Origin of the sequence: Nocardioides sp. (genome assembly GCF_964228225.1) — a bacterium.
In the GTDB taxonomy this organism is placed as follows: Bacteria; Actinomycetota; Actinomycetes; order Propionibacteriales; family Nocardioidaceae; genus Nocardioides.
On record NZ_CAXQZB010000083.1, the window covers coordinates 1 to 12,316 of the forward strand.

Sequence of the window (12,316 nt, forward strand, 5' to 3'; positions counted from 1 at the left end):
CGAGCGCACCCCGCGCCTCCCGACCCCGCCCCCGGCCCGCGCGGGCCGGGGGCGTCGTCGTGAGGCGGGTGCTCAGGCGGTGAGGGCGATCGTGAACTGCACCGCGCCGGCGGCGAGGGTGAGCGTCGCGACGCTCAGCAGTCCGACCTCCACCGACCGGCGGCGGAACAGGGTGGCGATACCGCCGAAGAACAGCGTCAGGGCCAGCAGCACGGTGGAGAGCTCGAACTTGTCGCCCTGGTCGTCGGCCTCGGAGGCCTCGGCGTAGTAGCGGTCGGCCTCGGCCTGCTTGTCGATCGCCAGCTGGTCCTCGGCGACGACGTAGGGGTTGCCCTCCACGTCCACGAACGGGCTCAGGACGTCGTCGCCCTGGTCGGAGAACCAGGCCACGGCGTCGGCCAGCTCGGGCCGCATCAGCTCGGTCTGGAAGTACTCGGTGAGGTCGAAGTTGCCCTCGGTCGCGGCGATCGCGTACTGGAGGTAGATCGACTGGTCGGCGGCGAAGACCTGCTCGGCCTGGCTGCGCAGCGCGTTGGCCTCCGAGCCGGCGGCGTTGGACAGGGTGTAGCCCTGCAGCGCCTCGCCGTCGGTGAGCGCGGCCTGGTAGGCCGAGACGGCGGTCATCGTGGCCGCCAGACCCAGCAGGATCGCCGCGATCAGCTGCAGCACCCCCGACTCGTTGCCGTCGGGGTCGGCCACGCGGGCGGCGGCGTCGGAGACGGTCTCACCGAGGGAGGGCTTGGGGTCGTTCTCGCTCATGACACGGTGTTCCTTTGCGGGGAGGTCGGAGAGGGGAGGCGTCCGCGCGGGAACCCCAGCGGCGGACGGTGCCCATGATGAGGCCTGGTGGGGATCGCCGTCCGGATCCGGCCGCTCGCTGGACGTGGCGGGCACCACACGCCCCCCGGCTGGCAGGCTCGCCGCCATGAGCGGCGAGGTGTTCGAGTGCGAGATCCAGGCCCGGTTCCGCGACATCAACCTCGGCGGCCACGTCGACAACGTCGAGGCCATCCGGGTGCTCGACGAGGCCCGGATCCTGTTCTTCCGCTTCGCCGACCTCGGCGACGGCGCGCCGGGGCTGCTGGCCGCGCTGCCCTCGGGCGTCGCGGAGCTGGCGGGCTCCCAGCGCATCGACTACCACGCCGAGATGCGGTTCGTGCCGTTCGCGCCCTTCCAGCTGCGGCTGTGGATCAGCCACCTGGGCAGGTCCTCCTTCACGGTCTCCACCGAGCTGCGCGTGGCCGCCGACCATCCCCCCGCCGTCGTCGCGCAGACCACGCTGGTGTGCTGGGACCACGCGGCCGCCGCCTCGTGGCCGATGGACGAGGCGGTGCGGACGCGGCTCAGTCGGTTCCTGGGCCCGCCGGTGCCGCTGCGCTGACCCCGGCGAGCGGCAGCTCGACGCGCACGACCGTGCCGGCGCCGAGCTTGGAGCGCACCTCCACCGTGCCGCCGTGGCGACGCACGATCGCCTCGACGATCGCCAGGCCCAGGCCGGTGCCCGGCGCACTGGAGACGGTGGCGTTCGAGGCGCGGTAGAAGCGGGTGAACAGCCGGGGCAGGTCGTCGGCGGGGATGCCGATGCCGGCGTCCACCACCTCGATCGCGGCGCGCTCGGAGTCGGCCGTGCCCAGGCGGACGCACACCCCGGTGCCGGCCTCGCTGAACTTCACGGCGTTGCCGATGAGGTTGAGCAGCGCCCGCTCCAGCTCGTGGGCGTCGCCGTCGATGACCACGGGTGCCCCCGGCGCCTCGAGCCGCAGCGCGATGCCGGCGGCCTGCGCCTGCGGCTCGGCGACCTCCACCGCCCGGCGCAGCACCGCGCCGACCTCGAGGCGTCGGGTGGTCACCTCCCAGGTTCCGGCCTCGATGCGCGAGAGTGTGAGCAGGTCGTCGACCAGGTGCAGCAGCCGCCGTCCGCTGCGCTGGATGCGCTCCACGATCCGGTTCCCGGCCGGGCCGAGGTGCTCGCCGTAGGTGTCGGTGAGGATCTCGGTGTAGCCCAGCACGCTGGTCATCGGGGTGCGCAGCTCGTGCGAGACCGAGGAGACGAAGTCGGTCTTGAGCGCGTCGGCGGCGCGCAGCTTGTCGGCCAGTGCGCGCTCGTGCTCCAGGGACTGGACCAGCAGCGACTCCACCTGCCGCTGGGCCCCGACGTCCTCGGCGATGCCGAGGTAGCCCAGCGGGACGCCGTCGGCGTCGTCGACCCGGGTGACGACCAGCGACACCTGCCGCGGGCTGCCGTCGACGGCACGCAGGGTCCAGTCGCGGCGGTCCGAGGCGCCGCGGCCGTGGCGGACCGGGGCCACGACCACCTCGAAGCCGACCGGCAGGCCGAGCTCCTCGGCCCGCGCCGCGACCTCGTCGGGGTCGTGGAGGTCGAGCAGCGTCATCCGGCCCACGGCGTCCTCCTCGCGGAAGCCGAGCAGCCGGACCGCGCCCTCGTTGAAGATCCGGATCACCCCCACCGAGTCGGTCTGGATGATCGCGGTGGAGGTGGCCGACTCGATCACCGCCGAGAGTCGCCGACGCGCCTCGGTGGCCTCGGCGAGCGCGTCGAGCCGGGTGTCGATGCTGGTGCGCAGGGAGTACACCGTCAGCGCACTGCCGAGGATCAGGGCCTGAACGAGGGTGCCCACCGCCTCGGGCGGCAGCCCGGACTCGCGCGCCGTGCTGACCAGCGGGCCCCACCCGGCCGCGCACGCGACGGTGACGGCGGTGTTCATCGCGATCAGCTGCAGCGCGCAGGCGCGCAGCGAGAGCCGCAGACCCACCAGCACCAGGACCGGGAAGACGAGGAAGACCACCCCGACCCGCTGGCCGGGGTGGAAGACCACCGCCACGACCGTCGCGAGCGTCACCGACAGCAGGACCGTCTCGGCACGCCCGGCCTGGGCGGGTCGCGGCCCGACCCGCAGCGCGAACGGCAGGAGCAGCAACATCGCCGAGAGGTGCGAGGGCACGACGGCGGGCAGCACGACCAGGAACGGGCCGCCGGTGAGCGCCACCGCCGTGGCGATCAGCACCCCGCTGACCGAGGACGCCATGGCACAGGCCAGCAGGGCGCGCCGCAGGTCCCCGATGTCGGCCAGCCGGCGCCCGGGCTGCAGCCGCCGCAGCAGTCGCACCGCGAGCGCCACCTCCACGGCGTTGGCGAGGCCGAAACCCACCGAGACGGCCGCCTCACGACCGCCCACCAGGTTGGCCACGATCGTGCCGACCAGGACGGCGACCACGACGCCGTCGGGGGTGAGGCCCCGGCCGGCCGTGCGGTCGTGGTGCACCGCGATCGCGACGGCCACCCCCGACGCCGGCCACCAGGCCGCGACGTGGCTGCCGCTCGGGGCCAGCACGACCGCGAGGGCGCCCAGGAGCACGATGAGGAGCGCGACACCGACGCCCTCGGCGAGCGCCAGCGGCCGCGACCGGACGTCGGGGACCGGATGCATGTGGCGGGAGTGCCCCTTCCTCCGCGGTGTCGCAGGTGCCGATCCGGGCCCGAGCGGCCGATCTGACGCCGGCCCATCGTATCGGCGCGCCCTCCGGTGCGCGCACGAACGCCCGCGGTGACTAGGCTTCGGCGCGGACGAGAGGACACGGGAGCCCACCATGGCCGAGGACAGCACGACCACCCCGACCCGGCGCGCACAACGCCGTGCGGAGCTGGGGCGTCGGCTGCTGGAGGCCACCGAGGCGCTCATGGGCACCGACGTCGCCTTCACCGACCTCTCGGTCAACGCCCTCGCCTCGGCGGCCGGGATCTCCCGGGCCACCTTCTACGTCTACTTCGAGGACAAGAGCCAGCTGCTGCAGGCCCTGGCCGAGGAGGTCGCGGAGGGGTTCCGCACCGTGGCCCAGCGCTGGTGGGACACCACCGAACGCCCCAGCCACGACGAGCTGCACGGCGCCATCGCCGACACCGTCGCCCTGCACCGGCGCCACCGGGCGGTCATCTGGGCGATCCTGGAGATGTCGTCCTACGACGCCGCGATCGCCGCCTTCTACGACGACCTCATGGCCGGACTCATCGACGGCTACACCGAGGCGATCGAGCAGGCCCAGGCCACCGGCGCCATCGGCGCCCTCGCCGCCCGCCCGACCGCCACCGCGCTGACCTGGATGATCGAGCGCTGCTGCCACCAGACCGCCCGCGCCACCGAGCCCGACGCCGCGGCCGACGCCGCGCTGGTGGACGCGCTCACCGAGATCGTGTGGCGCACGCTCTACCTCGCGCCGTCCCGCTGACCGGTCCCTCGCGCCCGGCCACCAGGCTGTCGGCCACGAGACGGTCGGAGGCGGATCCGGGTTACGGTGCCGGGGTGACCCCGGCCTTCCTCGTCACCGCCCTCGTCATCGTGGCCACGCCCGGCACGGGCGCGCTCTACACGATCGCCACCGGGCTCGCCCGCGGCGCACGCGCCGCCGTGGTGGCGGCCTTCGCCTGCACCCTAGGCATCGTCCCGCACCTGGTGGCGGCCATCACGGGGCTCGCCGCGCTGCTCCACGCCTCGGGCGTGGCGTTCGCGGTGCTGAAGTGGGCCGGCGTGGCCTACCTGCTCCTCCTCGCCTGGAGCACCTGGCGCGACGACGGCGAGCTGGCTCCCGACGCGCTCGAGGCACCCGCGGTGCCGCTGCGCCGGGTGCTGGCGGCGGGCATCACCCTGAACCTGCTCAACCCCAAGCTGACGCTGTTCTTCGTGGCGTTCCTGCCCCAGTTCGCCGGCCCCGGCGAGCTCGGCACGATGCTCGCCCTCTCGGCGGTCTTCATGGCCCTGACCTTCGTGGTCTTCGTGGGGTACGGCGTCTTCGCCGCGGCGATGCGCGACCGGGTGCTGCGACGGCCGTCGGTGATGACCTGGCTGCGGCGGATCTTCGCCGCGACCTTCGTGGCCCTGGGCGCCCGGCTCGCTGCCGCCACCCGCTGACCGGACCCGGCTCCTCGTCCGGGCCCGGCTCCTCCTGCAGGCCCGGGCGATGGCCTAGGTTGCGGCCATGACCGCGCTCCCCTCCTCGCCCCCGCCCGCACTGCCGTTCACCGGCCGTCGGATCCTGGTCACCGGCGCCTCCTCGGGCCTGGGGGCGGCGGTGGTGCGTCGCTTCGCGGCCGCCGGCGGCGCGGTGTACGCCGCCTCCCGCGACCAGGAGCGGCTCGCCACGGTGGCGGCCTCGTGCGCGGACCTGCCGGGCGAGGTGCGGTTCGGGCCGCTCGACGTCGCCTCGCCCGCATCCTGCCGCGACGCCGTGGCCGCCGCGGTCGACGCCTTCGGCGGCCTGGACGTGTGCGTGAACAACGCGGGGCGCCACGACTTCCGGCGCACCACCGAGGTCACCGAGGAGCAGTGGGCCCACGACCTCGCGGTCAACCTGAACGGGGTGTTCTTCACCAGTCAGGCCGCGATCCCCCACCTGCTGGCGTCGCCGGGCGGGAACATCGTCAACGTCTCCTCCGTCGCCGGCATCCACGGCGAGGCCTACTCGGCCGCCTACACCGCGGCCAAGCACGGCGTCGTCGGGCTCACCAAGGCGCTCGCCGTGGAGTACCTCACGACCGGCCTGCGGGTGAACTGCGTGTGCCCCGGCGGGATGGACACGCCCCAGGTGCACACCATCGAGGTGCCCGAGGGCGCCGACTGGGACCTCATCATGCGGATCTCCGCCAAGCGCGGCTTCATGACCGCCGACCAGGTGGCGGCCACCGTGTGCTTCCTCGCCTCCGACGACGCCGCCGCGGTGCACGGCAGCATCCAGCTGGTGGACCACGGGCACCTCGCCGGCTGAGACGGGGGCGCGCCGACGGGCGCGGGCCGCTCCGCCCACGGTGAGAGTGTTCTCAGAATGCTGGACCCCCCGGGGGGATCTGCGGTTCAGTCGGGGCACCGACCGATCAGGAGCACTCCCCATGACCATCAGGTCCCCCCGCCGCACGCTGGCACTGCGTCTCACCCTCCCGCTCACCGCCACGGCGCTCACCGCCTCCGGGCTGGTGGCCGGTGCGGGGCCGGCCTCCGCCGCACCCGCAGCCTGGAGCTTCAGCGGCACCACCGCCCACGGCGCGATGACGGTGGACGACGGCGTGCACACCGGCTCGGTGCCGGCCGACACCCCCTACACCGGCACCGTCACCTTCGACACCACGGCGTCGTCGGTGACCGGGCCCTACGGGGGCGGGACCCGCACCCGGTACCCCTTCACCGACCTGTCCTTCACCGCACTCGGGACCACCGTGCACAGCGGCCCCGGCGTGGTCGACGTGTTCGACGACGTCGTGAGGTCCTCGGCGTACCCGTCGGGCGACTCGGTCTATGTGAACTTCACGGGGCAGGTCGCCCCCGACGGACCCGTCGGTGGCGTGCCGTTCCACTGGATCGGGCTGGCGTTCCTCGATGCCGGCGGCACCGCGATCACCGGGGGCAGGCTCCCCGCCGATCTGTCCCTCGGACCGTGGAGCGACACCTTCTCGGAGTTCAACTTCACCTCCGGGGGCAGCCCGAACAGCGGCACCACGACGATGCTGCACCCGATGACGCTCGGCGGGCCCGTGGATCCCGCAGGTCCCGGCGGCTCGGGCGGCTCGGGCGGCTCAGGCGGCTCGGGCGGCTCGGGCGACGAGACCTGCAGCGGCAGCGACGGGGTCGTCACCGACGTGGTGTCGGAGGAGCTGCTCGAGGTGGACGGCGGGACCGACCCGTGGGACCGGCTCTGGATCGGTGACCTCACCCCCGCCACCACGACGCTGCTGGGCGGCGCCACGACTCCCGCCGCCGTGGGTCGGATCCTGGACTGGACCGGTGACGCCTCCGACGACGGCTGCCACCTGACCGCCCTGACCGTGCGGCCCTCGGTGCAGATCGCGACCACGCAGGTGCCCGCCGGCCGGGTCGGCGGGTCCTACCGTGCCGAGGTGGTCCCCGCGTGGGGGGTCGCGCCCTACACCGTCACCATCGGCGGGCTTCCCGAGGGTCTGGTCGCCGACGGCGGCGTCGTCAGCGGGGTCCCGCGTACCGCCGGCCGCTTCCCGGTGAGCGTGGAGGTCGTGGACGCGGTCGGTGGGCTGAGCGCCACGACGCTGGCCCTGACCGTGACCGAGGCGGCCGCCCCTCCGGCGAGCCCGGTGCGAACCGGTCGTGGGATCGTCAGGCGGGTCGAGGACGGCCTGATCGTGGTGCGGACCCCGGACGGGCGGCTCACCCTGGGCGTCACCTCCGGCACGCGGATCGACGTGCGGACCGGACGGGTCGTGCGCCACACCCTCGACGCCGTGCGGCCCGGAGCCACCGCCGTGTGGCGCGGCCGGATCCTCCCCGGCACCGGACGTGTGCAGCTCGACCGGCTCACGGTGCGCTCCCCGGCGTGACCCGCACGGTGGTGCCGCGCGGCACCACCGTGCCGGGGGCGGGGTCGAGGATCAGCGCGAGCCGTTCCAGGACCTGGGGCAGCGGAGCGATCGGCACGGTCCCTTCACCGGTCCCGTCACCGGTCCCGTCACCGGTCCCCTCATCGGCGCCGCTGTCAGGGGCCTGCAGGTGCAGCGGCGCCTCGAGGATGAGCCCGACCGCCTCGAGTGCCGCTTCGAGCTGGCGCCGTGGCTGGGTCCAGGGTGTCGGCACGGCCACCCGGCCCGCCGGGATCGGGCCCGCCGTGGCGATCACCGCGGCCGCGCGCTCCCGGGCGTCCGCGCCGCTGACCTCCACCCGGACCTCCACGTTCTGCGCGCCGAAGGAGCGCACCGCCGTGCAGAGGTCGCCTTCGCACGTCACCTCACCGGACGCGGCACCGCTCTGCCCGCCCCGCCCGGCCCCACCGTTGGGTCGGTCGACCACCACGCGGGCGAGGTCCGCACCCGGCGGCGTCCCGAGGCAGTCGACCGTCTCGTCCCGCGGCAGGAGGTAGACGCCGACCGGGTCGGCGACACACGGACCGGGGCGCACCGGCCAGTCGGTGGGGACGGCGACCTGCACCCCGGCGGCCCCGACCCAACGGGTACCCACCGGAGCGGGGCTCGCACCCGGGCTCGCAGCCGGGGTCGCGGGGTCGACGGCGGTGGCGGCCTCCTGGCGCGGCGCGGACCCGTCGGGCAGCCAGGAGGGGACCGCGATCGCGAGGAGGGCGGCACCGGCCAGCGTGCCGGCGGCGAGGCCGGCACGGCGTCGGCGTCGGTGGGCACGGGCGCGGTCCACCAGATCCGCCAGGGCGGCGGGGTCGAGCGGCGTGACGGGAAGGTCGCGGGCGGTGCGCGACAGCAGGTCGGCGGGGGTCATCGGTCGTCTCCTGGCACGGTGGTGAGGTGGTCGGGGTCGGCGGCGTCCTCGACGACCCCGTCGAGGACCCCGTCGAGGGCGGCGAGCGCGCGGGCGGTCCGGCTCTTCACGGTGCCGACGGCGATGCCGAGCACCTCGGCGGTGGCGCGTTCGGTGAGGTCGGCGACGTACCGGAGCACGAGCACCTCCTGCTGGCCGCGGGGCAGGGTGCGCAGGGCGGCCACGACGGCGTCGCGGGTGGCGATGCGGGTGGCGAGGTCGTCGGCGGGGCCCGCGGGTGCGGCGGGTCCCGCCGGCTCGGGAAGCTCCTCGGTGGGGTGCTCGCCGTGCCAGCGCCGGCGGCGGTCGGTGGCGCGGGTGTTGAGCAGGATCCGGTAGACGTAGGAGTCCGGTTCGGCGGCCTCGCGCACCCGACGCCACGCCGACCAGGTCCGGATCAGGGCCCCGCTGGGCCAGGTCCTCGGCGTCGGTGGGCGAGCAGCCCAGCAGCGTCGCCGCCCGCACCAGCGCGGGCCAGCGGGCCGCGGCGTAGGAGCTGAACTCCTCGTCGTCCCCCCGCCCTCCGTGTCGCGCCTGCCCTCTCGGTCCCACCATCGGCCCTCACCCGTCCTCACCGGTGCCCCCATCGTGCTCCGTCACCTGCGAAGACAACACGGCCCCGTGCTTTGGTTCCCGCGGGTGAACCGTCCAGCCACGGCCGGGTGCGACGCTGCCGTGGACCCGACCCGGAGGGCCCGCCCCATGTCCCGATTCCTCGCCGCGGCCCTGCCGCTGCTCCTGCTCGCGGGGTGCGGCCACGCCGCCGCCGTCACCGAGCCGATCGCGACGGAGCGCCCGTCCGCGGAGTCGGCCGAGCCGGCCGCACCCGAGGCCGACATGCGGCTCGCGTGCGCCGACGCCTGGGTGGAGAGCATCGACGGGGCCTCCCCCGAGGCCGTCACCGACCCGCTCGACCTCGCCGCCCCCTACCTCACCGAGGGCGACCGCGAGGCCCGCTTCGTCCCCCACGACGACGGCACCGGCACCGTGTGGGTCGTCGACGGCGCCACCGGGGAACCGCTGGTCGAGGTCACGGTGCTGGAGGACGGCGGCTGGCACCGCAGCGCCGTCGCCGGCTGCCCCGACTGAGGCACCGGGCCACGAGCGGCGCCCGGCTCAGCCGATCACGCCGCGCGCGACCGCCTGGGCGCGCTGTGCCCGCCCGACGTCGCGGATCACCAGGCCCCAGGCGGCGGCCGCCACGATCGCCACGACGGCCAGCACGGTCTCCGCCGCAGCGGCCTGCTCGGCCTCGAGGGTCGAGGTGTCGGACACGTTGAACGTCAGCAGGAAGGCGAGGAACAAGCCCCACCACCAGCCCACCAGGGGGCTGCGGTCGGCCCCGCGGGCGGCGCGGGCGACGTCGCGGACGAGCAGGTAGGGGAACCACAGCGACACGACGGGCACGAACCAGGCGAACCACACCCACGACCGCGAGAGCTTGTGCGGGGCGCCGGGAGTGAGGACCTCCGCGTTCGTGCGGGCCCGACGCAGCCACAGACAGCCGGTGACGTAGCCCGCCACGAGCGCCAGCACGGCCAGCCCCACGAGGTCGTCGCGCAGCAGCACGACGCCGTCGTCGGCAGCCAACGCGCCCCGCTCCCGCTCCGCGCCGACGACGGCCGCGCTGGCCACCGCCACGCCGACCTGCAGCGCCGCCACCCCCGCAGCCGCGGCCGTGGCGATGCGGCCGACGGTCGTGGTCGGCACGAACCAGCCGGCGGCGGGCGTCGGGGCGACCGCGCCGTGGGGCATCGCCACGTCCACGGTCCACCGCGCGCCGTCCCAGAACCGCACCCCGCCCGATCCGGCGGGGTCGGGGTACCAGCCGGACGCGACCGCGGTTGCCGACGGGGGCGGGGTCGGGTGCGGGGTCGGGTTCTGGGACGGGTGGGGACCCTCGGACATCGACATCGGCACCTCCTGCGCAGGCCTGCAGGACGGACCCGAGGCAGGCAGGAGCGTAGCGGTCCGCACCGCACGTGTCCGGTCGCAGCCGGAACGGCCACGCCCGGACACGCGGTCCGAGCTGAGGGGACCAGCCCGTCAGTTCGGGGTGTAGACGTAGGCGTCGCGCAGAGCCGGATGGGCGTTGTTGCGCCCGCCGGCCACCAGGACCTTGCCGCCCGGCAGCGCCGCGGCGATGGCCAGGTTGCGGGGCACGGGCACGGGGGCCTGCTCGCGCCAAGTGTTCGAGCCGGGGCTGAACTTCTCCACCTGGGCGGAGGAGTCGGTCTGGGACCGGCCCCCGATGATCAGCACGTCGCCGTTGCTCATCGTGACCAGCGATCCCTCGACCGGGGGCATCCCATGAAGTGGGCGAGGCAGAGCGTCAGAAGCAGCGCCCCGCCGGTGGTACTGGCCTTCCGGCCGGGTGCGATGAGCTGGTGGGACACGTGCCTCAGACCCCGATCTGGAGGTCCGCGATGGTGGGGCCGTGGGTGAGCGTGAACCGGTAGTGCAGATCCACGGTGCCGCCGGGGAAGTCGCCGTCGAGGTGCTGGACGACGTCGTAGTGGAGGTCGTCGGCCTTCGAGGCGCCGGTGACCGCGATCGTGTAGGTGTATTCGCTGGTCGCGCGCTCCAGCCAGGCACGGATCTCGGTGAGTCCGGTGTAGGTCCGGCCGTCGTCGGTGACGGTCGCCTCCTCTGCGTAGCAGGCCATCTCTGCGTCGATGTCGTGGGCGTGATGGGCGGCGATGTGCCTCGTGATCAGCGCCGGCAGGTCCGCGGGTGCGATGGGGGTCGTGTTGTTCCAGTCGATGGCGGTCATGCGTCGACGTTCGGCCCTCACGTAGCGGGAGGGTCAAGTCGCGGGCGGGCATCGTCGAGGTCGTGTGACCCTCTCCCTGGGAGAGAGTGCATCCTCGGGGCATGAGTACCGGACTGACGATCGGGGAGTTCGCCGCTCTCACGCATCTGAGCATCCGCACGCTGCGGCACTACCACGAGACCGGGGTACTCGAACCTGCCAGCGTCGACCCCTTCACTGGCTACCGCCATTACTCACCCGACCAGATCCCACCCGCCCAGGTCATCCACCGGCTGCGCCAGCTCGACCTCCCCCTGCCTGAGATCAAGGCGATCCTGGCCACCGACGATGCCGATCGCCGCGCCGAGCTCATCGCGGGCCACCTGAGCAGGCTCGAAAGCGAGCTCGACCGCACTCGCGCCGCAGTAGTAGCACTCCAGCGACTGCTCCACCCTGACACCGAGGCGCTGGCGATCGAGCTGCGGCTCGTGCCCGAGCGCACCGTGGCAGCCGTCAGCGCAACCGTGCGGCGCGAGGACGTCAACGCGTGGTACGACGCCGCGATGCGAGACCTTGACGCGGCCGTACACCCCGGCATGCGACACCGGCCGCCCGCCGGCCGCTATGCCAACGAGCTCTTCACCGAGGGCACCGGCGAGGTGATGGTGTTCTACCCGGTCCACGGAATCGACAGCGTCCTCGGCACCACCGGTCGAGTCGAGCTCACCTCACTCCCGGCGATCGAGCTGGCGGTCGCCGTACACTCCGGCAACCACGACGCCATCACCGAGACCTACGGTCGTGTGGGTCAGTGGGTCGTCGACCACGCGCTGGTCGTCGCCGGCCCCGTCCACGAGACCTACCTCGTCGGACCACGCGACACCGACGCCGAGACACAGTGGCGCACCGAGATCGGATGGCCCATCTTCCGAATCGGCTGAACCTGAGGGGGTTCTCAGCCGATGGCTCCCGGTGTGCCCCTCATCGAAATGGCGGGAGGCCTACGCACCGCTCGGAGGCGTCTCGTGGCACGTCGTGCTGTTGCTGATTGCGGTACGTCACGACGATCGACGCCCGACATGAAGGAACGGACCCCGTAGGGTCCGTTTCCGTCTCACATCCCGACATTGGCGGTGTCCGGGTTTCCAGCAAGACCTGTTCGGTGGAGCTGAGGGGATTCGAACCCCTGACCTTCTCATTGCGAACGAGACGCGCTACCAACTGCGCCACAGCCCCGGTGCGTCCGAGGACGCGGGTCGAACGTTAG

Annotated in this window: 14 protein-coding genes and 1 tRNA gene; 7 read left to right on the forward strand and 8 right to left on the reverse strand. The window is 73.9% G+C overall.

Features of this window, described 5'->3' with window-relative positions:
* Positions 1-72: 72 nt before the first annotated feature.
* Complete coding sequence (locus ACERUJ_RS19480) at positions 73-759, reverse strand: hypothetical protein (RefSeq protein ID WP_370250619.1); 687 nt, start codon at positions 757-759, stop codon at positions 73-75.
* 166 nt (positions 760-925) lie between these two features.
* On the opposite strand from ACERUJ_RS19480, the gene ACERUJ_RS19485 reads away from it, so the two are divergent.
* On the forward strand, positions 926-1,381 hold the full coding sequence (locus ACERUJ_RS19485) for an acyl-CoA thioesterase (RefSeq protein ID WP_370250620.1): 456 nt from the start codon (positions 926-928) through the stop codon (positions 1,379-1,381).
* On the opposite strand, the gene ACERUJ_RS19490 is transcribed toward ACERUJ_RS19485, so the two are convergent.
* Positions 1,344-3,449 carry an ATP-binding protein gene (locus tag ACERUJ_RS19490; RefSeq protein ID WP_370250622.1) on the reverse strand — a complete coding sequence of 702 codons (2,106 nt, stop codon included), beginning with the start codon at positions 3,447-3,449 and terminating at the stop codon, positions 1,344-1,346. The genes ACERUJ_RS19485 and ACERUJ_RS19490 overlap by 38 nt on opposite strands.
* Before the next feature lie 160 nt (positions 3,450-3,609).
* Between ACERUJ_RS19490 and ACERUJ_RS19495 the strand changes: the two genes are divergently transcribed.
* The 4 genes from ACERUJ_RS19495 (at position 3,610) to ACERUJ_RS19510 (ending at position 7,354) form a co-directional block, all read left to right on the forward strand.
* Positions 3,610-4,245, forward strand: coding sequence for a TetR/AcrR family transcriptional regulator (locus ACERUJ_RS19495; RefSeq protein WP_370250623.1), 636 nt, complete (start codon positions 3,610-3,612; stop codon positions 4,243-4,245).
* Positions 4,246-4,319: 74 nt separating this feature from the next.
* Entirely contained in the window at positions 4,320-4,925 is a 606-nt protein-coding gene (locus ACERUJ_RS19500) for a LysE family translocator (protein ID WP_370250624.1), read from the forward strand.
* Between the two features lie 67 nt (positions 4,926-4,992).
* Positions 4,993-5,778, forward strand: coding sequence for an SDR family NAD(P)-dependent oxidoreductase (locus ACERUJ_RS19505; protein WP_370250626.1), 786 nt, complete (start codon positions 4,993-4,995; stop codon positions 5,776-5,778).
* 121 nt (positions 5,779-5,899) lie between these two features.
* Entirely contained in the window at positions 5,900-7,354 is a 1,455-nt protein-coding gene (locus ACERUJ_RS19510) for a hypothetical protein (protein ID WP_370250627.1), read from the forward strand.
* Here the strand turns inward: ACERUJ_RS19510 and ACERUJ_RS19515 are convergent.
* On the reverse strand, positions 7,332-8,258 hold the full coding sequence (locus ACERUJ_RS19515) for a hypothetical protein (RefSeq protein ID WP_370250628.1): 927 nt from the start codon (positions 8,256-8,258) through the stop codon (positions 7,332-7,334). The two genes, ACERUJ_RS19510 and ACERUJ_RS19515, sit on opposite strands and share 23 nt — an antisense overlap.
* Positions 8,255-8,668, reverse strand: coding sequence for a sigma-70 family RNA polymerase sigma factor (locus ACERUJ_RS19520; protein WP_370250629.1), 414 nt, complete (start codon positions 8,666-8,668; stop codon positions 8,255-8,257). Before ACERUJ_RS19520 ends, ACERUJ_RS19515 begins: the two co-directional genes overlap by 4 nt.
* 331 nt (positions 8,669-8,999) lie before the next feature.
* Between ACERUJ_RS19520 and ACERUJ_RS19525 the strand changes: the two genes are divergently transcribed.
* Positions 9,000-9,386, forward strand: a complete 387-nt coding sequence (locus ACERUJ_RS19525; protein WP_370250630.1) for a hypothetical protein — start codon at positions 9,000-9,002, stop codon at positions 9,384-9,386.
* Between the two features lie 27 nt (positions 9,387-9,413).
* Here the strand turns inward: ACERUJ_RS19525 and ACERUJ_RS19530 are convergent, their stop codons facing one another.
* The 3 genes from ACERUJ_RS19530 to ACERUJ_RS19540 form a co-directional block, all read right to left on the reverse strand.
* Positions 9,414-10,211 carry a DUF4328 domain-containing protein gene (locus tag ACERUJ_RS19530; protein ID WP_370250631.1) on the reverse strand — a complete coding sequence of 266 codons (798 nt, stop codon included), beginning with the start codon at positions 10,209-10,211 and terminating at the stop codon, positions 9,414-9,416.
* 132 nt (positions 10,212-10,343) lie between these two features.
* Positions 10,344-10,604, reverse strand: coding sequence for a kelch repeat-containing protein (locus ACERUJ_RS19535; RefSeq protein WP_370250633.1), 261 nt, complete (start codon positions 10,602-10,604; stop codon positions 10,344-10,346).
* A 94-nt stretch (positions 10,605-10,698) separates the two neighbouring features.
* Positions 10,699-11,070 carry a nuclear transport factor 2 family protein gene (locus tag ACERUJ_RS19540; protein WP_370250635.1) on the reverse strand — a complete coding sequence of 124 codons (372 nt, stop codon included), beginning with the start codon at positions 11,068-11,070 and terminating at the stop codon, positions 10,699-10,701.
* 101 nt (positions 11,071-11,171) lie between these two features.
* Between ACERUJ_RS19540 and ACERUJ_RS19545 the strand changes: the two genes are divergently transcribed.
* On the forward strand, positions 11,172-11,990 hold the full coding sequence (locus ACERUJ_RS19545; RefSeq protein ID WP_370250636.1) for a MerR family transcriptional regulator: 819 nt from the start codon (positions 11,172-11,174) through the stop codon (positions 11,988-11,990).
* A gap of 222 nt (positions 11,991-12,212) precedes the next feature.
* Here ACERUJ_RS19545 and ACERUJ_RS19550 read toward each other — a convergent pair.
* A tRNA-Ala gene (locus ACERUJ_RS19550) sits at positions 12,213-12,285 on the reverse strand.
* Positions 12,286-12,316: the final 31 nt, after the last annotated feature.